We start from the raw sequence: 23,365 nt of genomic DNA, 5'->3' as shown, positions 1-23,365 counted from the left end.
TCATTATAATAAAAATCAGGTTAATCACGGTTAGTCAGTGTAATCCTGCTCCAAGACAATTTACCACCGCCGAAGGCGGTCCTCCGCACTATTTCACTGCTTCGCGGAGATAATCCTTCACGCCTTCCACGATGCCTGTAACCAGTTCCCGCTGAAACGCAGGGTCCAGCACTTTTTCTTCGTCGCCGGGGTTGCTGAGGAAAAGCGTTTCCACTAAAGCGTCGGGGAACTCGGTAGGGTTGTTAAGGATGAAGTTGAAGCCGGAGTTATTGCCGAAATCATAAAGGCCGGTTTGCAGCAAACGCTCATGGATGGCTGCGTTGAGCGGTTCGCAGAAAGGTTGTTTATAGTAGGTGGCAGTGCCATACACATCAACAGGGTTGCCGGAAGCATTGAGGTGAATACTCAGCAGCAGGTCGGGGTTGGCCCTGCGGAAAAAAGAAAGCCGGTCTTCGTTGGCAACAAATTTTTCTGTAGTGCGCGACATGATTACGGTAGCTCCTTCTCTTTCCAGCAGCGCTTTCAGTTGCAGCGAAAGCACCAGGGTCATGTTTTTTTCCACCGCGCCGGTAAGACCGGTAGCTCCGGGGTTGCCGCCACCGTGGCCAGGGTCCAGGCCTATCACCAGGTTTTTCAGCGATAAGTTTTGCGGCACACGTTTAACCTTTACCGTTATACGGTTATTATCGTAATACACCTGGTAGCCCCAGGGCGCATGTTGCAGGGAAATTACCATGCGGCATACATCGGGCGATGGCTGCCCCCATGCTACAGACGTAATTTCTTTGGTGTTTTGCAGCAAAGAGTTTAGTCCTTTCTCTGCATAAGCGCCATGTATATCGATGATGATCTTTTTGGAAGAAACCAGTTGCGTGGAAGTATACGGCAGTTTATCAGATAAGGCTACCGACACATAATCATATTTTTCATCTCCCCATATTTTGGCATCGTCTGCAATGCTTACGGGAAGCTCTTCCTGGGGGATCTCCGTGTCCAATAACGGCTCCGGAATAAAGGCGGTGGTGCGGGAGGATAGCCTTACTTTGTAATAGTCTCCCTGTCTGCCCACAATATGTAAAAGCACATCTTTATCCAGGTAACCGATTTTGTCGGGTCCCAGCCGGTCGCCATTCGGACTGGCAGTGAGGTAGGTCATATTGTCGATGGTACGGCCGGTGAATGGTATTTCATTGTGCATTACGCTGTAGCGGTAGGTGCTACCCAGGATAGCAGTTTCGCCGCTTTGTTTGCGGAGGCGCACCATAATTTTTCCATTCAGCAGGGAGTCGCGTGGCTGTATGATATAGCTGCCGCTGTAATAGCCCGGTACCCCGCCTGTTTGCGAAACGGGCATTTCCTTTAGGGGTACGTCGTTGAACCAGCTGGCGCTTTGGCCGGGATAGCCTTTCATCTTTATCCGCAGCGTATCTCCTTCGGAAAGCTGAAGGTTCCCGGAGGGCGATATCTCCATAAAATCTATCCGGAAAATACTGGTGGCAGCAGGCGCCGGAGGCTGGTTATAGTAATAGGTAATGTTCTTCGTATATGTTTCTCCGTTAGGTGTGGTAGCGGTAACGGAAAAGGAATTTCTGCCGGTGGTCAGTTCATATTTTGCAGCAAAAGTGCCGGTGGTATAAACGTGTACGGTATCGTTATTAATCTTCACCGTACAGCCAACGCAGGTGCGGCCGGCAATAAATTGCCTGGGTGTGTTTACATTATTCTGATCCCTTGAAGGCTGACTGATACGCAGTGTTGCCTGACTGCTTGCAAGAAAGGGGATAGCAATGGTAATAAGAAACGTAGAAAAAAACTTTGCTGATAGCGTCATACCCTGTCATCAATATCTTTGAAAGATGGTAAAGATAAGCAGGTGAGGGGAATAGGAAAAAAGCATTTAGAAAAAATGCAGCGAAATATAGTACTCCGCTGCATTTTTTCAAGTGCTTAAGCTGGTTGTTACCAGCTGTATTTATTATCTGCAATCAGTTTGTCCGCAATTCTTCTGCGGGCATCTTTTGCATTAAATGGTTCTGCTTTGGTAAAGCGTTTGAGGCCCAGCAGCATCATACGTTGTTCATCGCCTTCTGCAAAGGCATTGATGGCATCTTTACCGGATTTATTGATACGGTCGGCCGCATCGTAAATAAAGGTGCGTACAATATCTGCCTGGAGTGAAGCGGCGCTTTCGCCCTTGCTGTTGGTAAGCTTGATTAAGCGCAGCAGGGCGCTTTCAGCCACAAAGGTTTCAATGGCCATATCGGCAATATCCATCAGGATTTCCTGTTCGTTTTCCAGCTTCACCATCAGCTTCTGCGCAGCGGCGCCGGCAGCCATCAGGATGGCTTTTTTGAAGTTAACGATCATCTTCCTTTCCTTGCTGAAAGCACTTTCATCATCGTTGCCAAAGTCGGGAATACTCATCAGTTCCTTCATTACATTCATGGCAGGCGTCATCAGGTCCAGTTTACCTTTCAGGGCACGTTTCAGTGTCATATCCAGGGTCAGTAACCGGTTGATTTCATTGGTGCCTTCAAAGATGCGGTTGATCCGGGAATCGCGGTAGGCTTTTGAAATGATGTATTCATCGCTGAAACCGTTACCACCGTGAATCTGTACGCCTTCATCCACTACGTAGTCCAGCACTTCAGAGCCGTTTACTTTCAGGATGGCGCATTCCACTGCATATTCTTCCGCGGCGCCCAGTAAGGCTTCGTTGAAGGGTTTGCCTTCTGCCAGCAGTTCTTTTTCCTTTTCATCGATCAGCTGTGCTGTACGGAACAGGGCTGATTCTGATGTCCAGGTACGGATAGCCATTTCCGCCAGTTTATGTTTGATAGCGCCAAAGTTGGCGATCGGTTGTTTAAACTGTGTACGGGTATTGGCGTATTGTACGGAGGTATTGATACATTTTTTGGAGGCGCCCAGAGCGGCTGCACAAAGTTTCAAACGGCCTATGTTCAGGATGTTGAAAGCAATGAGGTGGCCTTTTCCAATTACGCCCAGCACATTTTCTGCCGGTACTTTGGCGTCCTGGAAATAGATCTGGCGGGTAGAAGATCCTTTGATCCCCATTTTGTGTTCTTCTGCACCCAGCGTGAATCCGGGTGTTCCTTTGTCCACAATAAAGGCGGTGAACTTGTCCCCGTCAATTTTTGCAAACACGGTAAACACGTCCGCGAAACCGGAGTTGGTGATCCAGCTTTTTTGCCCGTTTAAAATATAGTATTTACCATCGTCCGTTAATTTGGCGGTGGTTTTAGCACCCAGTGCATCAGAGCCGGAATCAGGCTCTGTGAGGGCATAAGCGCCTTTCATTTCACCGGTAGCCAGCTTGGGTATATACTTTTGTTTTTGTTCTGCAGTACCAAAGTAAAGGATCGGTAAAGAGCCGATGCCCGTGTGGGCCGCCATAGCAACGGAGAAAGAGTGACCAGCACCCAGTCCTTCGTTGATGATTGTTGCGGTCACAAAATCTTTACCTAAACCACCATATTCCTCCGGGAAAGAAGCGCCCAGCAATCCCTGTTCGCCCGCTTTCTCCAACAACGAGGGCATCAATCCTTCTTCCAGCTTATCTATCCGCTCCACTATCGGTGTTATCTCTTTACTGATGAACTGATCTGCCATGTCTTTAATCATCAGCTGTTCTTCCGAAAAATCTTCGGGAGTAAACACTTCCTCAGGAGCACTCTCCTTAACCAGGAACTCTGCGCCTTTTAACGCAGTCTTATTTTCAACTGTTGCGTCCATGTTACTGTATTTTTGGTAGTTCTGTAATTTACTGAAAAAAGCATTAAGCAAAACCGGTCACCGGGAGGGCTAAACTGATTTCCCTGATACCTGCTGTATTAACTTACTGAATGTAAGTTAAATGCGGCACTCCTGTTGGGAGGCCGCTATTTTTAACAAAAAATAAATAGACTGCCGGGTGCCAGGTACCCGCCATTTAGGGATAAGCCGTAGATAAGCCGTATATGAGCCGTATTTAAGCCGTAGATAACCCGTATCTATAAAGATGCTGGTTATCTATGGCTTATCACTGTCTTTATTACTGGTATAATATGAATGCAACCAGGGAAGTCACATAGTAACAATCCCGGATGTGTGCCGCCTTATAGCCGGATCAATGCCTTTCCCTATAATCATATCCATCGCCATTAGGCATTTATTCTGTATCATTGTTGCCCTTTATGCCTGATTTTTATCTGTCATATTTGAAAAGCCGGTTTCACGGCACCGTGGAAGGTGCCGGGGAGGAGCTATTGATCTGTTTACACGGTTTTGGCGAAAGTGCGGCCCATTTTCACCCGTTAACCGCCACATTGGGGGATACCTTCACTTTAGTGGCGCTGGACATGCCCCTGCACGGCAGCACCCAATGGGAGGAAAACCGGGTGTTGGAGAAAGACGACCTGGTGGCGCTGGTGGAGTTATTACTGCAGCAGCACGGGAAGGAGCGCTTTTCCCTGCTCGGCTACAGCATGGGCGGGCGACTGTCGCTTTGCCTCGTGGAAAGGATGGCAGACAGAATCAATCACCTGATCATTGCTGCCGGAGATGGCCTGAGAAATAACCCCTGGCATATGTTTGTAACCCAAACCACTGCCGGAAACAGGCTGTTTAAATATAATACCTACCATCCCCGGTTGTTTTTTACGTTATTGCATACCTGGAGACGATTGGGGTTGCTGAACCAGAGCGTGTACAAATTTGCGCTGCACCGTATGAATGAAACGGAAAAAAGGGAATTGGTGTACAACGTATGGACCAATTTGCGGCGGATGATGCCGGATAAAAAATTGTGTAAACAATTATTATCCAGATATAACGTTCTAACTCTCCTGATATTCGGGAAATACGACCGTGTAATTCCACCTGTGCTGGGTACCCGTTTTTCAGATGGTTCTTTTCCCTGCAAAATACTGGTAATGGAAAAAGGCCATCAGCTGATTTCTGCTCAACTGGGGCTTATCATCAAAACAAATCTTTAACCCGGATGTATCTTTTTGTAATTATATTATTGGTGTTGGCTTTAGGGTATGGTATACTGATGTTATGGTATAGCCTGGGCTGGAAGCGCCTGAAAAGTTTTTCACCGGCAGCGCCATCGGCCTGCCGTACTGCCGTTACCGTGATCATTCCTGCCCGGAATGAAGCCGCCAATCTGCCAGCCCTGCTGGAAGCATTGAAGAAGCAAACCTATAACCCGGCCTTGCTGGAAGTGATAGTAATAGATGATTTTTCTACAGATGAAACAGCGGCGGTAGTGCGCAATTTCCCGGCAGAAAATATTCACCTGCTGGAATTAAAACAGTATCTCAATGAAGAAGAACGGCTGAATTCTTTCAAGAAAAAAGCTATAGAAATTGCGATCTCAAAAGCCACCGGCGACCTTATTGTAACCACCGATGCCGATTGTGTAATGGGGCCGCGCTGGATTGAAACACTGGTGCAGTTTTACGAACATCATCAACCTAAATTTATAGCCGCACCGGTCAGCTTCTATAAAGAACATAACTTTTTTAAGCGCTTACAGTCGCTCGATTTCATGACCATGCAGGGTATTACCGGCGCAGCCGCACAACTGGCTTCCGGTACCATGTGTAATGGCGCTAACCTCGCCTATGAGAAAAAAGCCTTCCTGGAAGTAGGCGGCTTCAATGGCATCGATAATATCGCCTCCGGCGATGATATGCTGCTGATGTATAAAATTTACAGCGCATATCCCGATAAGGTGAGCTACCTGAAGTGTGAAGACGCAGTAGTGCGTACACTCGCCGTGGATACGCTGAGAGACTTTATGAACCAGCGGATCCGCTGGTCGTCGAAAGCAGATAAGTATGAGGATAAACGACTCACCTGGGTACTGCTGCTGGTATACCTGTTCAACGCCGGCTTGCTGGCGCTGGCGGTAATGGCCGTGTTTCTGCCGGTATGGTGGCCGTGGTTCCTTATCATTTTACTATTCAAAATAACCCTGGAGCTTTATTTCCTGCTCCCCGTAGCCAGGTTTTTTAATAAAACAGAACTGCTGTTATGGTTTATTCCGGGACAGATATTTCATATTCCTTATATTGTTGTTGCCGGGTGGCTTGGGAAGTTTGGCAGTTATCAGTGGAAAGGCCGGCAGGTAAATTAAATCCTGGTTCCTTTGTCAGACATGCAGCCTTATTGGAAAAAGTTATACCGGAATAAAGGTGCAGTGGCCGGTTTACTGGTTATTGCGGTGGCGGTGTTTATCAGTATCACCGCCTATTTTATTGCGCCGGATCATACGCCCAATGCCAACAGGATGGTGCTGGAAATAGAGGGGCAACACCCTGGTTTCCGGATCAATATGCTGGCGGTGTGGAAAGAGCAGCCCGTAAAAAAGGTATCCGTTTACCAGCGACTGCTGTACGGCCAGGAATCCGATCTCAGCTGGATACCTATCCGGTCGTGGCAGTTCAGGGACAGCGTATTGGTAGTGCAGCGGTATGTGGATGAATCTACCAGCCGGGAAGAAACCTATGCTCTCACGAAGATCTGGTACGGCAATGCGCCGGCCAACCCCCTGTCATCAAAAGCGTTACAGGAGAAGATACTGGCCGAACGGATTTTCTCCCGCACTTACTGGCTGGGTACCGACAAGTTTGGCCGGGATATCCTGAGCCGGCTGCTGATTGGCACGCGGGTAAGTTTAGGCGTAGGCTGTATTGCTGTAGTCATTTCCCTGAGCATTGGCGTGCTGCTGGGTGCCGTAGCCGGCTATTTCAAAGGCCGTACCGATGATGTGGTGATGTGGCTGGTGAACGTGGTATGGTCCATGCCAACGCTGCTGCTGGTATTTGCACTTACGCTGGCGCTGGGAAAGGGGTTCTGGCAGGTGTTCATTGCCGTGGGACTCACTATGTGGGTGGGCGTTGCCCGTATTATCCGCGGGCAGGTGCTGGGCATCCGGGAGCTGGAATACGTGGAAGCCGCGAGGGCATTGGGTTATGGACATGTACGGATTATTGTGAAACATATCTTGCCAAATATCATGGGGCCGGTGATGGTAGTAGCCGCCGGTAATTTTGCCACCGCTATTGTGGTGGAGGCAGGACTCAGCTTCCTGGGGGTGGGGGTGCAGCCGCCACAGCCATCGTGGGGGCTGATGATCAAAGAGAACTACAATTTCATTATCACGCATAATCCCCTGCTGGCATTGGCGCCGGGCGTTGCGATTATGCTGCTGGTATTGGCTTTCAACCTGTTAGGTAATGGATTGCGGGATGCGCTGGATGTAAGAAGTAAAATTTGATTTGCATATTAAAAAAAGCTAATTTCATGCTCCTATATAACTAGAAATATGTTATTGAAAACCTGTCTCCCTGCCTTCTTAGCTATTGCAATGCTTACTTTTTCTTCCTGTAAAAAGAAGAAAAAAGATAATCCTGCACCCAATGTGCAGGAAGAAACACTGGCTTTCGAACTGCCCGAAGTACAGGTAGGGAAATATAATATGGCGCAGGACAGCACCTATGCCCTGAAAGTAAATGTTACCAGCAAACTGCCAGAGAAGGGGGTGAAGGTAACGCTGAATGTAGCCACAGAAACAGGTCTTATCCCGCTGCCGCAGGACGATATAGCGGATATCAGCACTACTCCCTTTACTATTACGCTCCGTCATCTGAAGCCATTAAAAACCTACGAGGTAACTATCAGGCTGGCGTCTTTGGGTAACACCGGCAATGTAACTCCCCCACAGGTGTTTTTCCTTACCAATAAGTCTGCGGAATAGGCGGGCGATTAAAATCCATCAGTCCCGAATCTAAAATTGTGTAGGTTTGCAAGCTCGCAGACAAAGGAATCGTTTATGCAAATTGCTGTTAATGCCGCTTGTTTACGACAGGACATGCCTGCCGATACCGGGAATGTGGCAACGGAAATAATACTGGCGATGTGCCGGCAGCAGCCAGCGCATCAGTTCACATTTTTTTTTGACGGAAAAGTACCTGCCGGTTTGAAGGTACCGGCCAATGTGACCAATGTGGTATTGCCCCTGAAAGGCAATAAGCCCTGGCATTTGTACTGGTGGCAGGAGTGGCAGCTGGTGCGGGCTATGAAGCCATTCCGCCCGGACCTGTTCCTGGGGCTGGATGGCACGCTGCCTTTGCGTAGTAAAATCCCTGCGGGACTGTTGCTGAGAGATCTTTCGTTTTTACGTGATGCCGGTTTGCAGCCGGGTGTGCAACAGCGGTCGCTTAAAAACAATATCACGAAGTATCTCGACCGGGCGCGGCGTATAGCCGTGTTGTCGGATGCAGCACAGGATGAGGTGCTGCGTTACGCACCCGGCGTAAAAGATAAGCTGGTCCGGCTGGAAACCGGTATCAGTGAGCTGTATAAGCCCCTGGAGTGGGAGCAGCGCGAAACCGTGAAGCGGGCTTTTTCCGGTGGGGCGGAGTATTTCCTGGTAACGGGCAGTATGCATCCCCGGAATAATATTATACCGGTGCTGAAAGCATTTTCAGCGCTGAAGAAACGGCAGCGGAGTAATATCAAACTGGTGCTGGCGGGGAGTGTAACCCCGGCGGGAGCGGATATTGCCACTGCTTTGCAGAGCTATAAGTTCAGGCAGGATGTGGTGTGTATAGAAGATGCGGACGAAGATACCCTTGCCCGGCTCACCGGTGGCGCTTATGCCGTCGTGTATCCGTCGAGGTTGGAAGGGCTTGCCCTGCCGGTATATGCCGCGCAGCGGTGTGAGGTGCCGGTGATTGCCCTGGAGGGGGCAGCTGCCCGGGAGGCAGGCGGAGACGCGGTATTATACGCTGATCCGGCGAGTTTGGACGATTTATCAGAAAAAATGAGTCTTTTATATAAAGATGAACAATTAAGATCCCGTTTACTGGCTAAGATCCCTGCGGCGAAGCCTTTCAGCAGCTGGGAACATGCTGCGGAACAGCTGTGGAATCATCTCACCGGCACGGGTTTTTCCAAAATCAGTAAATGATGGCTATTTTTGCGCTTTAATTGAAAATCATGAGTAAAGTATCTACCATAAAGATCCAGGTTGGACTGGACGATCAGAAGGTGCCCGAGTCGATAGAGTGGAGCGCTACAGATAGTAAGGAAGAAAGAATGGTCAAGGCCAAAGGCATGATCGTATCTTTCTGGGATCCGGCTGAAAAGGTTGCGCTGCGTATTGACCTGTGGACAAAAGACATGATGGTGGATGAAATGGCGGATTTCTTTTTTCAGACCATGATGACAATGGCTGACACCTACGGAAGGGCCACCCCTTATAAAGATCAGGCAGACGATATGCGTGCTTTTGCAAAGGATTTCTTTAAGAAATTCCAGGACAGGCAGGCTGCCGAAGAAGCAGGTAAATAATCCATTAAACCTAACCATATGTCATTAGAACTAAATATCAACGCAGAAATCAAAGCTGCGATGCTGGGTAAAAAGGAAGCTGACCTGCGTGCACTGCGTGCTATCAAGGCGGCTATCCTGGTAGCCAAAACAGCAGAAGGCGCCCACGGAGACCTTACCGAAGCGGACGAGTCCAAACTGTTGCAGAAGCTCGCCAAGCAAAGAAAGGATTCTCTCGAAATTTTCCGTGCCCAGAACCGTGAAGACCTTGCCGTGAAAGAAGAAGAGGAGCTGGTAGTAATTGAACGCTTCCTTCCCAAACAAATGGATGAAGCAGAACTACGTACAGCCATTACAGATATTATTGCTTCCACCGGCGCCAGCTCACCCGCTGATATGGGTAAAGTAATGGGCGTTGCCACCAAACAACTGGCCGGTAAAGCCGACGGAAAGGCCATTTCCGCCCTGGTGAAAGAACTGCTTACTAAATAGTGCTGTCTGGTATTTAACTGGTTGAAGAGCGGTAACCGGGCAGGTAAACATCTCCCGGAAACTAAAAAATCAGGTAGTTAAATACCAGATTCCCTATATTTCTATCATGCCTATAGACATTATTTTTGCTATCATCATGGTTTTTGCCATCTACCGGGGCTACACCCGGGGTTTGATAGTAGCCTTATTTTCTTTGGTAGCCGCCATATTGGGATTAGCGGCGGCCCTGAAACTAACAGCAATTACCGCCTTATATGTACAGGAACACTGGGAAATGCATTCCCGCTGGGTACCTGTGATCTGCTTCGTGTGCCTTTTCCTGGGAGTAATATTACTTGTAAGGTTGGGAGCCGGGGCATTACAGAAGTTGGTAGAGCTGGTAATGTTGGGCTGGCTGAATAAACTGGGCGGAATACTGTTGTATAGCGTTATATTTATAATAATTTATAGTGTAGTGCTGTGGATGGCCAACCAGGTATACTGGCTGAGTCCTGAAACAAAGCTGCAATCTGTGGTATATCCTTATATTGAGAATATTGGCCCGTGGGTATTGGATCATATAGGAAGTGTGATCCCGGTTTTTAAGAATATGTTCACTGAGTTACAATCTTTTTTTGAGCAGGCAGCCCGGCATATTCAACCTGGATAACTCGTTCCAAAGATTATTTAGATTAATAAAAAGAATTATTTTAGCGTAAAATTGACTTTCAAGATTTGGCAATGGATTACGAAATCAAAACACAGGGTAAGTTTAATTTTATAGAAGAAGGAGAAGGAGAACCACTGGTATTATTGCATGGACTTTTTGGTGCTTTGAGCAATTTCTCGCACATGATCGAATATTTCCGGCAGTATAACAAGGTTGTGATTCCGATGTTACCCCTGTACGATTTAAACATCCTGGAAACATCGGTAGGCGGACTGGCCAAATATGTGCACAAGTTTATTGAAGCCAGGGGATACAAAAATGTACACCTGCTGGGCAATTCACTGGGAGGTCACGTAGCCATCGTATACCTGTTAAAACACCCTGAAGCACCCGTAAAATCCCTGATCCTTACCGGCAGCTCCGGCTTGTTCGAAAATGGAATGGGCGAAACCTATCCTAAACGCGGCGACTATGAATACATCCGCAAAAAAGCAGAACTTACTTTCTATGATCCGAAAATAGCTACCAAAGAACTGGTAGACGAAATGTTTGAGATAGTGAACAACCGCCTGAAAGTGATCAAGATCATCACACTGGCAAAATCAGCCATCCGCCACAACCTGGGAGATGAACTGAAAGATATCCAACAACCAACCTTACTGATCTGGGGCCAGAACGATACCGTTACTCCTCCTATGGTGGGCGAAGAATTTAAAAAGCTGATACCTAATTCTGAACTGCAGTTTATTGACAAATGCGGACACGCTCCCATGATGGAGGTGCCGGAAGAATTCAACAAAATTCTGCACGCTTTCCTGGAGAAACTGAAGTTTCAACCTGCCAGTTAAACCGGCACTTTCCCGGCATCACGGTAACTGTACCAACAGGTGCAGTGATTTCGCGTACATGTAATTTCTTTTTCTGTTGGCATATTCTTTACTATTATTGTATCAGAATACGCTAACATGATCGCCAGAGAACTCATATCTTCAGTACCTGTTCTGCATCCCTCGGATTCAGGAACAAAGGCACTGCGCCTGATGAACGAGTATCATCTTACGCAGCTCCCGATGGTTGTAGATAGCAAATACCTGGCCCTGGTGGAAGAAGACGATATCATGGATCTCGAAGATCCGGATGTACCCCTGGAATCTATGGAGTACAGCAGTACCCGCCCGGCTGTCATGGAATACGCTCATCTATTTGAAGCACTCAAACTTTTTTACGACTTTAAATTGTCTGCCCTCCCGGTAGTAACCAAGGAAAATGAATACCTCGGTATTATTACCAAAGATAACCTGCTGGCAGCTTTAGCAAGATATAACGGGGTGAAGGAACCCGGTGGTATCATCGCGTTTGAAGTAGATCCGCGCGATTACGCCCTCAGCGAAATTGCCCGTATCGCTGAATCAAATGATGTGACCCTCCTGAGCGTAAACACCATCACCAACCCCGTTACCGGCAAACTTGAAGTAGTGCTGAAAACAAACCGGCAGGAACTGCAAGGTCTGGTAGCCACTTTCGAACGCTTCAACTATGTGATCAAATACATTTTTGCAGAAGAGCCGGAAGAAGAACTGCTGAAGAAAAACTACGACCTGCTGATGAATTATATCGGTATGTAAGCGGATTTTGTCTTTCTCAGGATTAACCTGATTATACTGATTTTTGGATTTTATAAATGATTAAAGAAGATTAGGGAAGATATAAGCAGATGTATTCTGCTTATATCTTCCCTAATCTTAAAAAAAAATCAGTATAATCAGGTTAATCCTGAGAAAGACAAAATCCGCATTGTCAACTTTTAAAATGCTTTAAGGACCTACATGCTGAGATGCTGTTACTACCTGCTGGCCCTGGTCTGCCTGTTGGGAATTGTGATACCGGAAAATGCTGAAGGACAGTCTGTGTCTGTAATGGATACCAGCTACCTGGTAGTGCGTAACATCCTCGTTTCCGGTAATAAGAAAACCCGGACTTCCATCATTCTCCGGGAAATAAGCACCGTACCAGGAGATACCATCTATCTCCGCGACCTCTCCGCTACCCTGGAAGAAAGAAGAAAACAATTACTTAATACCTCCCTCTTCCTCAATGTTACCGCCAACGTAAAAAACTGGACCGGTAACGAAGCCGACCTCGTATTTGAAGTATGGGAACGCTGGTACACCTTCGCCTATCCCATTTTCAAACTGGCAGACCGTAACTTCAACCAGTGGTGGGTGGAAAAAAATCACAGCCTTAGCCGCATCAATCTTGGCGTAAGCGGCACCCAGGAAAACCTGACCGGCCGCAACGATGCGCTGAACGCCGCGCTGCAGTTCGGTTACACCCAGCGCTTCGCCCTCCAGTATAATATACCGTATATCGATAAACGTTTCCGTCACGGCCTCGGTATCATCGCGTCCTATAACCGTAACCGTGAGGTGAACGACAGTACCAGCAATAATAAACAGCAGTTTTTCCGGAAAGATGATTTCCTGCGCCAGGTATACATCATCGGGCTTAACTATAGCTACCGCCGGGCCATCAACACCCGGCACCAGGTATTTGTAAATTATAACTATGAAAAAGTAGCGGATTCAGTAGCCATCATCAACCCTAACTACCTGGGGAAAGGCCGCACCAACGTACGTTTCATAGATATCACCTACCGTTTTACTTATATTAAGGCAGATAGCTGGGTGTATCCCCTCAAAGGATTCCGGATACTGGCAGAAGCAGGTAAAAAAGGAATAGGCTCCCTCAATGATGTGGATGATGTTCACTTCCGGCTCAATATGGCCAAATACTGGCAGCTGCGGCCCAAAACCTTTGCAGCACTGGGTATCCGCAGCGTGGCCAAACTCTCCAATGAACAGCCGTATATTAACCAGCAGGCGCTGGGCTACCGCGATGATTACCTGCGCGGACTGGAATATTACGTGATAGATGGTACCAGCTTTGCCATTCTCAAATCAACGCTCCGGCAGGAACTCCTTTCTTTTAAAGTAAAGCTGCCCATTGTTCCAAAGAAATTTAATACCGTTCCGGTGCGTATCTTCGCCAAAGCCTTTGGCGACGCCGGTTACGCCTATAACAAATTCCCCGGCGACAGCTTCCTCAATAACCGTTTCCTGTATACCGGCGGCATCGGACTGGACATCGTTTCCTTCTATGATACCTGCCTGCGGATCGAATACAGCTTTAACCAGTTAGGGCAAAAAGGACTATTTTTACACACGAGCGTGGATATGTAGCACTTCAGAGCCGATCGTAAAAAGCTTAAAAAATTATGCAGGTAGCACTTTATAGCAGGGGATTTATTACAGAAGATATTTCAAACATCCGCTTATTGCTGGAGGAATTAAAGCGGGCAGAGATAGAGGCCATCATCTATGAGCCTTTTTTTCATACGCTGGAGCAACACATTCCTTTCGATAACGCACCAACGCTGTTTTCTTCCGCGGAAGACCTGCCGGGAAAAATAGACTTCCTGGTGAGCCTCGGTGGAGACGGTACCCTGCTGGATACCGTTTGTTATGTACGCGATACCAATATTCCCGTAATAGGGATCAACTTTGGCCGCCTCGGCTTCCTGGCCAGCATCGGTAAAGAAGAGATCCATGCACTGGTACAGGCACTGCTGAACCGCACGTATGTGGTAGACCAGCGGTCGCTGCTCCACCTGGATGCCAACATCCCCTTATTTGGCGATGTACCTTACGCCCTCAACGAGTTTACCATCCATAAAAAGGATACTTCCGCCATGGTAAAGATCCATACTTACCTGAACGGCGAATTCCTGAACACCTACTGGGCTGATGGATTAATTGTAGCCACCCCCACCGGCTCCACCGGCTATTCCCTGAGCTGCGGCGGCCCCATCGTATTCCCCGACGCCGGCAACTTTGTGATCACGCCTGTGGCGCCGCATAACCTGAACGTACGGCCCATCATTGTTCCCAACAACAATATCATTTCCTTTGAAGTGGAAGGACGCAGCGATCAGTTTCTCTGTACCCTCGACAGCCGCATGGAAACCATCGATAACCGAGTGCAGCTGGCCGTTAAAAAAGAAGAGTTCAAACTGAGCCTGCTCCGGCTGGACGACAGCAATTTCCTGCATACCCTCCGCAATAAATTACTCTGGGGCATTGACGCCCGGAACACGATTAAAATATAGAAATGTAAAATATATTGTTACATTTACAAATACATTTCATGCTGATTGTAATAGAAATTATGCCCCGTGAGGAAAGCAAACGCCAAATAAGTAAGCATAATCATCAGCCATACATTAAATAAATCCGGCATTTTAGCGTTTAAGTAGAACTGATTTATGCTGAAACCTATTCTATATTCCAAATACATCGTTTTTATATGGCTGGTGTCGGCCGGTTGTTTGTTTGCGGAACGTGCTGCGGCACAAAATGAGCTGGAATATGTGGGAGAGCTGGGTTTTTCCGTGGGAGGCGCGCAATATTTCGGGGACCTGAACACCCGGGGGGCTTTAAACACCCTGAAGCCTGCCATTGGGATTTACTACCGCAAATACATGAACGACTATGTGGGCCTCCGCGCTCATGCCCGGTTTATGCAACTTGGCTATTCCGACGTTTACAATAAAAATGAGTTCCAGAACCGCCGTAATCTCAGTTTCAATACTAATTTATGGGAGCTGTCGCTCCAGGGGGATTTCAATTTTTTCCGGTTTGAACCGGGCAGCTTATATGAGCGTTTTTCGCCCTATCTGACGGGTGGCGCCAGTATTTTTCATTATAACCCATATGCCTATCTGAATGGGGTTAAATATTTTTTGCAGCCCCTGGGCACGGAGGGGCAGGGCACGGCCCTGTATCCGGACCGGAAGCCCTATAGCCTGGTTTCCTATGCCTGGCTGATCGGGGGAGGGTTTAAATATAATATTTCCAAAAAAGTAAATGTGGGCCTGGAAGCTTTATACCGCTTCACCCAAACGGATTATCTCGACGACGTAAGCACTACTTATGCCGGCCCTGCGGCTTTTCCTGCGCTTCCCAGCAGCCAGCCCACGGTGGCGGCTCAGTTGCAGGACAGGTCGTCTGTAAAAGGCAGTCCCATCGGGGTGATAGGGCGGCAAAGAGGAAACAGCCGGGATAAGGATCAGTTCGTGACCATCGAATTAACGATCAGCATTCTTTTCACTTCTTACAACTGTAAATTTTAATTTACAATAAAAAATCCTTTCTGCGGGTGGCCTTTCCGTACCTGCCAACCGCCATGATAAGTCTCCGAATTTGCTAAAATCCCCACTGGTATTGAATTCGCTGTTAAAACTACGTTAAAACAACTTCTTAGGCTTTGCCAAAAAAGTCATTACTCTATTTTTGTATCTTTGCACCCTTTTAGTTAATCTGTTATAATCTGTTATAATACGCCTGACACAAATGAGCTTGAAGGAAAAATTGGACTTACAACGGTTGCCGCGCCATATAGCCATTATTATGGACGGGAACGGCCGTTGGGCAAAGGAGCGGGGACAAGACAGGCTGTACGGGCACCACGAAGGGGTAGAAAGTGTGCGTAATATAGTGACCACCTGTGCAGAACTGGGAATAGGTTATCTGACCCTATACGCGTTTTCTACTGAAAACTGGGACCGCCCGGTTTATGAAGTTAATGGCATTATGGAACTACTCGTAAACACTATCCGCATGGAAGTGAATACGTTATCAAAAAATAATATCCGGCTGAGCGTAATAGGCGACATGGAAATGTTACCTCCCCAATGCCAGCGGGAAATGGAGGAGGCCATTGCCCTTACCAGCCAGAATACCGGCCTCAATCTCATTATGGCTCTTAGCTACAGTGCAAGGTGGGAAATCGTGAATGCAGCCAGGAAAATAGCCCTGGATGTGAAAAATGGAGCCCTGGACCCGGTAGCTGTGACGCCAGAGGTATGGGAAAAATATCTCTGTACCGCCGGCCTGCCGGACCCTGAATTAATGATTCGTACCAGTGGAGAATGCAGGATCAGTAACTTTCTACTATATCAACTGGCCTATGCGGAACTGTATTTTACAGATACCCGCTGGCCGGACTTCCGCAATGAACATCTTTACCAAGCCATCTTAAATTACCAAACCAGAGAACGGCGCTTTGGCAAAACAAGCGAACAAATTCAGCAGAATGAAGAAATTATTTCCTAAGGGCCTTCTGGCTATAGCATTATGTTGCAGTGCAGGCATTCGTGTATCCGCTCAGCAAAAAGATACCGTGCCTCCTACGCAGCCCCCTGCTAATCCGCCGGCCGTTTCTCCTATCAACACAGGTATTCCGCAACAGTACGAAATTGCCGATATCACCGTTGCCGGTACTCAATACCTGGATAAATCACTGCTGTTGTCGCTCTCCGGCCTCACTGTCGGCGATAAGGTTACTTATCCGGGCGGTGACCAGTTCACAAAGGCAATTCAGAGCCTCTGGTCACAAAGACTGTTTGCCGATGTAACCATTTATGTGACCAAAATAGAAGACAATAAGATCTGGCTGGAAATAGGATTAACGGAAATGCCCCGCATGTCCTCCTTCGTTTTCAGGGGAATCAAAAAAACAGAAGCAGACGATATTACTACCAAAGCCGGTTTACGTAAAGGAAATGTGATCACACAGGCCCTGAAACAAAACGTAATCGGGGTAGTTCATAAATTTTATGCAGATAAAGGATTTGGAAATGCTACCGTGAAAATCGAGGAAAGAGGGGATACCGGCCAGGTAAACTCCAAACACCTGATCTTTAACGTTACCAAAGGCAGTAAAGTACGTATCCAGGATATCAACATAGTAGGCAACGAAAGCATAGCCGACTCCAAGATCAAGAAGAAGATGAAAGGAACCAAAGAACGTTCCCGCTTCACGCTTCACCCGGACATGGAACACGTATATGTGGATTCCCTGGCCCAGCCGGATGATTTCTGGCAAACCTATGGCTTCCTGCAGCCTACACGCGCATTTGAGAAACTGGATCCTTATTTCCGCTTTAAACTGTTCAGTTCTGCCAAATTCAACGAAAACAAATACCTCGAAGATAAAGGTAAAGTGATCGGGCTCTATAACTCCAAAGGTTATCGTGATGCGGTGATTGTAAGAGATACCACCTATAAAACCCACTCACAGAATCTGAATGTAGACATGCAGATTTCTGAAGGTAAAAAATATTATTTCGGTGATATTACCTGGAAAGGAAATACCCGTTATTCCGACTCCGTACTGACCCGTATCCTCGGCATCAAAAAAGGAGATATCTATAACCTGGAACTGCTGGAAAAAAGAATCGGTAAACAAATGTCACAGGAAGGCGGCGATATCAGCGGCTACTACATGGACTATGGCTACCTCTTCTTCCAGATTGATCCGGTGGAAGTCGGCATCCGTGGCGATACCATCGATTACGAAATCCGTTTACGTGAAGGACCGCAGGCAACCATCAAGGAAGTACGTATAGCCGGTAACGAAAAAACCAACGAACACGTTATCCGCCGTGAACTGCGTACCATTCCGGGTGAAAAATTCAGCCGCCAGGATCTGATCCGTTCCAACCGTGAAATTGCCAATCTCGGCTTCTTCAACCCGGAAAAGATCGGCATGAACCCCGTACCAAACGTTCAGGATGGTACCGTGGATATTGATTATACCGTGGAAGAAAAAGCCAATGACCAGCTGGAACTATCAGCCGGTTGGGGTGGTTATATCGGTTTAACCGGTACCCTCGGTGTTACCTTCAACAACTTCTCCCTGCGTAATATCTTCAAAAAAGAAACCTGGGATCCATTGCCAAGCGGCGACGGACAGAAACTGTCTGTACGTGTATCTTCCAATGGTAAAGCATACCGTTCCTACAACTTCTCCTTCACAGAACCGTGGCTGGGAGGTAAAAAAAGGAACCAGTTTTCGGTAAGTCTCTACAGCAGTTACCAGAACCCTTACGCATACAACGATTATTATAAGCTGCCGGGCGATACCACCACCTCTACAAATGGTCACTTTAAAGTGCTGGGCGCCTCTGTATCACTGGGTAAACAATTGAAATGGCCGGATGACTATTTCACCCTGATCTATTCCGTGAACTATCAGCAGTATAAGCTGAAGAACTATAACTACTTTGGTATTCCCGGGTTTGAAAGCGGTACGTCCAACAACGTCAACATCAAACTGACGCTGTCCCGTTCTTCTGTGGATCAGCAGATCTTCCCGCGCAGTGGTTCCAACTTCATGGTATCTGCGCAGTATACGCCACCATACTCCCTGTTTAATCCCGACAAGGATTACTCCAAGGAGCCGGCTTCAGAGCAGTTTAAATTTATTGAGTACCAGAAATACCGCTTTAACGCAGAGTGGTACGTGCCTTTGAGCCGTCCGATGGGTAGCGATAACAAAACGTTTGTATTGAAAGTAGCTGCGAAATTTGGTTACATCGGCCGTTACAACAACCGTACAACCCTGTCGCCTTTCGGCCGGTTTGAAATGGGTGGTGATGGTTTGAGTAACTTCGCTATCTACGACCGTGATATCATCTCCCAGAGAGGTTACCCGGTGTATTACACCTCCGATCCGAGCATCAATCCTGAAAACGGTCAGCCTGCCAACTATTCCGGCTTTACCGTATTTAATAAGTATGTGATGGAACTGCGGTATCCGTTCAGTTTGAATCCCAGCTCCACCATCTTTGGTTTGGCCTTCCTGGAAGCAGCCAACGGTTATAAAGACCTGAATGAATACAACCCGTTCAGATTACGCCGTTCTGCCGGTATTGGTATGCGTTTCTACCTGCCGATGTTTGGATTGCTTGGATTTGACTATGGTATCGGGTTTGACCGTCTCCAGCCGGGTGGTGGTTTAAAAGACGCTGCTAAGTTTACATTTATGCTCGGGTTTGAACCAGAATAATGTGGAAAATAATTATATATTGCAAGTTTAACCGTCATTTGGTTTTGCGAAAAATTATTGTAGCATGAAGAAATTATTTATTACAGCCGCTATTGTGCTGGCTATGGGCGGTGCAGCAAGTGCACAGCGCTATTGCGTGATAGATACAAAATATATCCTGGAAAGCATTCCGGAATACAAGGAGTCACAGAAAAAGCTGGACGCAGTTGCGGAGCAATGGCAGAAGGAAATTGACGCTAAGTTCCAGGAAGTGGATAAGATGTATAAGTCTTACCAGGCAGAACAGGTAATGCTCACAGAAGAATTGAAACGTAAACGGGAGGATGAAATAGTAGCCCGGGAAAAAGAGGCAAAGGATTTGCAGAAGAAGCGTTTCGGTTACGAAGGTGATCTTTTCAAAAAGAGGGAAGAACTGGTAAAGCCCATTCAGGATAAGATTTACAATGCGGTGCAGAAGCTTTCTGCGGGCAGGATGTATGATTTTGTACTGGATAAGGCTGCAGGCGCCACCGTTATATTTTCTGATCCCAAGCTGGATAAAAGCGAAGAAATCCTGAAATCATTGGGAGTCAAGAAATAAACCCGTACCTATTTTTTAACTATAAGTATTTAAATTTTTTTAAACACAGACAACATCATGAAGAAGTACGTAATTATTGCTTTTGTGGCGGTTACCGGTTTGTTCAGCGTGAATGCAATGGCACAATCCAAAGTAGCGCATATCAATGCACAGGCACTGGTAGCAAGCATGCCGGAAGCCAAAAAGGCAGAAACTGATCTGCAAACTTTTGCACAGGGACTGGAAGGTGATGGAAAAGCACTGGTAGATGAGTATACGAAGAAAATGAAGGAATTCGATGATAAAGCGGCCACTATGACCGACAACATGAAAGAAATCAAAGGCCGTGAAATCCAGGATGCCCAGAAACGTATCCAGGACTACCGTGAAGGCGCTGAACAGAAAGTACAGGCTAAACAGCAGGAACTGCTGAAACCCATCTACGATAAAGCCCGTAAGGCAATTGAAGATGTAGCAAAAGAAAAAGGTTACAACTACGTAATCGACAGCTCTGCCGGTATGCTGCTGGTTTCTCCTGCTGCAGACGATATCCTGGCTGCTGTAAAGACCAAACTGGGAGTTAAATAATTAAAATTCTTAATACTTAAAGGTGGAATGTGGTGAAAGCTGCATTCCACCTTTACATTTAAGAATTCGTATTTTAATTTTACTTTTCAAATATTTTCTGCTACCTTTGCCTTCCGTTTTAAAAACCACAATCCTTTAACACGGGAGTTTTAGTATAGTACAGGTAAAAACAAAAAAAAGAAATGAAACGTACTTTTCAACCGCATAACAGACGCAGAAAGAGCGTTCACGGCTTCAGAAAGAGAATGGAAACTGCTAATGGCCGTAAGGTATTGGCTTCCCGTAGAGCAAAAGGTCGTAAGAAGCTGACTGTTTCTGACGAGCGTAAGCTGAAATAATTGTAGTAGCTAAATACTATTTGCCATAAAAACTTATTCTTTTACTAAGGAAGAAAGGTTAAAAAGCAGAAAACTTATTGAAACGCTTTTTCGTGAAGGAAAAGCGTTTTCTGTTTTTCCCTACCGGGTTGTTTACATGCCGTTAAAAGAACCGGGTAAATACCCCGTGCAGGTAGGCTTTAGCGCCGCTACCCGCCGGTTTCCCCATGCGGTAGACCGGAACCGCATCAAACGCCTGGGCCGTGAAGCCTGGCGCCTGCAAAAGCAGGAACTCTACGATCACCTCCGGTCTGAATCAAAACAGATCGCCGTTTTCCTCATCTACACCGACAAAAAAATCGCCGGTTTTTCTACCCTGAAAGACAAAATTTCGGTAATTTTAAAAAAGCTGCAAACCAGCATTTAGTACTTAGTAGTTAGCTTTTAGCTGATTGCAGCAAAACCGGTATTTGACACTCCGTTAAATGGCCTGCTTATTTTTTACTGGCGAAAAGCTAACTGCTAAAAGCTGCTTATGAATCGTGTTGTGCGCTGGCTTAGTTTCCCTTTTATCTTCCTGATAAAAATTTATCAATGGTTTATCTCGCCCCTCCTGGGCAGTAAATGCCGTTATACCCCCACCTGCTCACAATACGGGCTGGAAGCATTTAAAAAATATGGCCCTTTCAAAGGCGGCTATCTCACCATAAAGCGTATCTTGTCATGCCACCCCTGGGGTGGACATGGATATGATCCGGTACCATAATTATTACCGGTTGCCAACTACTATCATTCATCTTATACACTCGTTGCATGCGTGCGTTTTTTAATAAAAGAAGGAAACTGACAGCGGCCCTGCTCCTGATCATTACAACAGCAGGGATCTTCGCTTTCAATGAAAACGATAAGTATTTCCAGATTGCCAAAAACCTGGACATATTCGCCGCTTTCTACCGGGAACTGAATACGTATTACGTAGATGACCTCCCTCCTGAAAAAGTGATGCGGAAAGGCATTGAAGCTATGCTGGAGGAAACAGATCCATTTACAGATTTTGTTTCCGAAGAAAACCTGGACGATCTTAAATTTATGGCCACCGGTAAATACGGCGGTGTAGGCGCCTCCATCAACACCAGCGGTGAATGGACCTCCATCACCGATGTATACGAAGGCAGCCCTATGGACAGGGCCGGCGTAAAACCAGGCGATATCATCGTGAGCATGGATGGCAAGTCCAGCAAAAATGTAGCCCAGGAAGAAATCAGCAGGCAGCTTAAAGGCGCTGCCGGTACCCCGCTGGACATGGTGTTCCGCAACCCGGTAACCGGTGTGGAAACCCCTAAAAAGATCATCCGCGAGGAAATTAATGTGAAGGCTGTCAGCTATGCAGGCATCCTGAAAAATGATATCGGCTATATCAAAATGACCCAGTTCACAGAGAACAGCGGCGCTATGGTACGCAAAGCAGTGGAACAACTGAAACAAACCAACCCCGCTTTAAAAGGCATGATCCTCGACCTGCGCGGCAACCCCGGTGGATTACTGGATGAAGCCGTTGTGGTAGCCAACATCTTTGTAGATAAAAATAAACTCATTGTAAGCACCAAAGGAAAAGTAAAGAACTGGGACCGCAACTACGAAACATCCGAACAACCGGTAGACCTGCACCTCCCGTTGACTGTGCTCACCAATCACTCCTCTGCTTCTGCCGCTGAAATAGTGGCCGGCAGCGTACAGGATCTCGATCGCGGACTGGTAATAGGACAACGCTCCTACGGGAAAGGCCTGGTGCAAACCACCCGTCAGCTGCCCTACAATACCAAACTGAAAGTAACTACTGCTAAATATTATACGCCAAGTGGCCGCTGTATCCAGGCTATCGACTACTCACACCGCAACGATGATGGCAGTGTAGACTATGTGCCGGATTCCCTCCGTAAATCATTTACCACCGCAGGTGGCCGCGCCGTAAAAGATGGCGGCGGCATTGAACCGGATGCAAAGGTAGATCCTACCTACATCAGCCAGGTAGCCATTACTCTCATCCGCAAACAATTTATTTTTGATTACGCCACCAGCTACTACTATCGTCATCCGAAAATAGCTGCTGCCGGCTCTTTTGCGCTCTCTGAAAGCGACTTCGAAGATTTTGAACGCTATCTTGAGAACAAAGATTACAGCTACAAAACACGTAGCGAAGAAGCCCTGGATTCTTTCAAAAGCACCGCAAAAAAAGAGAAGTATTATGATGCCATCGCCAAAGAGCTGGAAACACTCGAAGCGAAAATGAAACACGATAAGAAGCAGGATCTGCTGAAGAATAAAACAGAAATAAAACGGTTACTGGAAGAAGAAATAGTGAACCGCTATTATTTGCAGAGAGGCCGTATTATCAGGTCGCTCGAATGGGATAATGAAGTAAATACCGCTATCGACTTATTGCATAATCCATCAAAATATAAGCAACTGCTTGCGGTAGCGAAGTAATCGCCCCCGTTGCTGATAACATTG

Annotated in this window: 23 protein-coding genes; 21 read left to right on the top strand and 2 right to left on the bottom strand. The window is 47.0% G+C overall.

What is annotated here, in order from left to right; translation table 11 throughout:
* Positions 1 to 88: 88 nt before the first annotated feature.
* Together PV783_RS01660 and PV783_RS01655 are read right to left on the bottom strand one after the other, a co-directional pair.
* Entirely contained in the window at positions 89 to 1,831 is a 1,743-nt protein-coding gene (locus PV783_RS01660; protein ID WP_420986947.1) for an N-acetylmuramoyl-L-alanine amidase, read from the bottom strand.
* A 128-nt stretch (positions 1,832 to 1,959) separates the two neighbouring features.
* A complete protein-coding gene (locus PV783_RS01655) occupies positions 1,960 to 3,753 on the bottom strand; it encodes an acyl-CoA dehydrogenase family protein (protein ID WP_079471195.1) in 1,794 nt (597 codons plus the stop codon).
* A gap of 464 nt (positions 3,754 to 4,217) precedes the next feature.
* On the opposite strand from PV783_RS01655, the gene PV783_RS01650 reads away from it, so the two are divergent.
* The 21 genes from PV783_RS01650 (at position 4,218) to PV783_RS01550 (ending at position 23,341) form a co-directional block, all read left to right on the top strand.
* On the top strand, positions 4,218 to 4,994 hold the full coding sequence (locus PV783_RS01650) for an alpha/beta hydrolase (RefSeq protein ID WP_420986946.1): 777 nt from the start codon (positions 4,218 to 4,220) through the stop codon (positions 4,992 to 4,994).
* A gap of 5 nt (positions 4,995 to 4,999) precedes the next feature.
* Complete coding sequence (locus PV783_RS01645) at positions 5,000 to 6,142, top strand: glycosyltransferase (RefSeq protein ID WP_079471193.1); 1,143 nt, start codon at positions 5,000 to 5,002, stop codon at positions 6,140 to 6,142.
* Positions 6,143 to 6,163: 21 nt separating this feature from the next.
* Complete coding sequence (locus PV783_RS01640; protein ID WP_420987807.1) at positions 6,164 to 7,285, top strand: ABC transporter permease; 1,122 nt, start codon at positions 6,164 to 6,166, stop codon at positions 7,283 to 7,285.
* A gap of 48 nt (positions 7,286 to 7,333) precedes the next feature.
* Positions 7,334 to 7,765, top strand: a complete 432-nt coding sequence (locus PV783_RS01635; RefSeq protein WP_420986945.1) for a hypothetical protein — start codon at positions 7,334 to 7,336, stop codon at positions 7,763 to 7,765.
* A 75-nt stretch (positions 7,766 to 7,840) separates the two neighbouring features.
* Entirely contained in the window at positions 7,841 to 8,980 is a 1,140-nt protein-coding gene (locus tag PV783_RS01630; RefSeq protein ID WP_079471190.1) for a glycosyltransferase family 4 protein, read from the top strand.
* 29 nt (positions 8,981 to 9,009) lie between these two features.
* Positions 9,010 to 9,363 (top strand): gliding motility protein GldC, encoded by a 354-nt coding sequence (gene gldC, locus PV783_RS01625; protein ID WP_420986944.1) that lies wholly within the window; start codon positions 9,010 to 9,012, stop codon positions 9,361 to 9,363.
* Positions 9,364 to 9,381: 18 nt separating this feature from the next.
* Positions 9,382 to 9,834 carry a GatB/YqeY domain-containing protein gene (locus PV783_RS01620; RefSeq protein ID WP_079471188.1) on the top strand — a complete coding sequence of 151 codons (453 nt, stop codon included), beginning with the start codon at positions 9,382 to 9,384 and terminating at the stop codon, positions 9,832 to 9,834.
* A gap of 106 nt (positions 9,835 to 9,940) precedes the next feature.
* Complete coding sequence (locus tag PV783_RS01615; RefSeq protein ID WP_420986943.1) at positions 9,941 to 10,483, top strand: CvpA family protein; 543 nt, start codon at positions 9,941 to 9,943, stop codon at positions 10,481 to 10,483.
* Positions 10,484 to 10,554: 71 nt separating this feature from the next.
* The gene (locus tag PV783_RS01610; protein ID WP_079471186.1) at positions 10,555 to 11,331 is read left to right on the top strand and encodes an alpha/beta fold hydrolase; all 777 of its coding nucleotides are present in this window, start codon (positions 10,555 to 10,557) and stop codon (positions 11,329 to 11,331) included.
* A gap of 117 nt (positions 11,332 to 11,448) precedes the next feature.
* Positions 11,449 to 12,108: a CBS domain-containing protein gene (locus tag PV783_RS01605; protein ID WP_079471185.1), complete on the top strand. Its 660-nt coding sequence runs from the start codon at positions 11,449 to 11,451 to the stop codon at positions 12,106 to 12,108.
* 201 nt (positions 12,109 to 12,309) lie between these two features.
* Positions 12,310 to 13,722: a POTRA domain-containing protein gene (locus PV783_RS01600; RefSeq protein ID WP_420986942.1), complete on the top strand. Its 1,413-nt coding sequence runs from the start codon at positions 12,310 to 12,312 to the stop codon at positions 13,720 to 13,722.
* Positions 13,723 to 13,757: 35 nt separating this feature from the next.
* Positions 13,758 to 14,648: an NAD kinase gene (locus PV783_RS01595; protein ID WP_079471183.1), complete on the top strand. Its 891-nt coding sequence runs from the start codon at positions 13,758 to 13,760 to the stop codon at positions 14,646 to 14,648.
* A gap of 156 nt (positions 14,649 to 14,804) precedes the next feature.
* Positions 14,805 to 15,671, top strand: a complete 867-nt coding sequence (locus tag PV783_RS01590) for a DUF6089 family protein (protein WP_420986941.1) — start codon at positions 14,805 to 14,807, stop codon at positions 15,669 to 15,671.
* A gap of 220 nt (positions 15,672 to 15,891) precedes the next feature.
* The gene (locus PV783_RS01585; RefSeq protein ID WP_181784980.1) at positions 15,892 to 16,653 is read left to right on the top strand and encodes an isoprenyl transferase; all 762 of its coding nucleotides are present in this window, start codon (positions 15,892 to 15,894) and stop codon (positions 16,651 to 16,653) included.
* Entirely contained in the window at positions 16,634 to 19,390 is a 2,757-nt protein-coding gene (locus PV783_RS01580) for a BamA/OMP85 family outer membrane protein (RefSeq protein ID WP_420986940.1), read from the top strand. The genes PV783_RS01585 and PV783_RS01580 overlap by 20 nt, the downstream gene beginning before the upstream one ends.
* 64 nt (positions 19,391 to 19,454) lie before the next feature.
* Complete coding sequence (locus PV783_RS01575; RefSeq protein WP_079471180.1) at positions 19,455 to 19,970, top strand: OmpH family outer membrane protein; 516 nt, start codon at positions 19,455 to 19,457, stop codon at positions 19,968 to 19,970.
* A 57-nt stretch (positions 19,971 to 20,027) separates the two neighbouring features.
* On the top strand, positions 20,028 to 20,537 hold the full coding sequence (locus PV783_RS01570; RefSeq protein ID WP_079471179.1) for an OmpH family outer membrane protein: 510 nt from the start codon (positions 20,028 to 20,030) through the stop codon (positions 20,535 to 20,537).
* A gap of 182 nt (positions 20,538 to 20,719) precedes the next feature.
* Positions 20,720 to 20,875 carry a 50S ribosomal protein L34 gene (rpmH, locus tag PV783_RS01565; protein ID WP_012788729.1) on the top strand — a complete coding sequence of 52 codons (156 nt, stop codon included), beginning with the start codon at positions 20,720 to 20,722 and terminating at the stop codon, positions 20,873 to 20,875.
* A gap of 13 nt (positions 20,876 to 20,888) precedes the next feature.
* Positions 20,889 to 21,281 carry a ribonuclease P protein component gene (locus tag PV783_RS01560; RefSeq protein WP_079471178.1) on the top strand — a complete coding sequence of 131 codons (393 nt, stop codon included), beginning with the start codon at positions 20,889 to 20,891 and terminating at the stop codon, positions 21,279 to 21,281.
* A 108-nt stretch (positions 21,282 to 21,389) separates the two neighbouring features.
* Positions 21,390 to 21,620 carry a membrane protein insertion efficiency factor YidD gene (yidD, locus tag PV783_RS01555; protein WP_079471177.1) on the top strand — a complete coding sequence of 77 codons (231 nt, stop codon included), beginning with the start codon at positions 21,390 to 21,392 and terminating at the stop codon, positions 21,618 to 21,620.
* A 47-nt stretch (positions 21,621 to 21,667) separates the two neighbouring features.
* Positions 21,668 to 23,341: a S41 family peptidase gene (locus tag PV783_RS01550; protein ID WP_079471176.1), complete on the top strand. Its 1,674-nt coding sequence runs from the start codon at positions 21,668 to 21,670 to the stop codon at positions 23,339 to 23,341.
* Positions 23,342 to 23,365 lie beyond the last annotated feature (24 nt).

It is taken from the genome of Chitinophaga sp. CC14, from assembly GCF_048957795.1.
Taxonomy (GTDB): Bacteria; Bacteroidota; Bacteroidia; order Chitinophagales; family Chitinophagaceae; genus Chitinophaga; species Chitinophaga ginsengisegetis.
The sequence above is the reverse complement of the archived record's forward strand: the minus strand, read 5'-3'. Positions and strand labels throughout refer to the sequence as shown.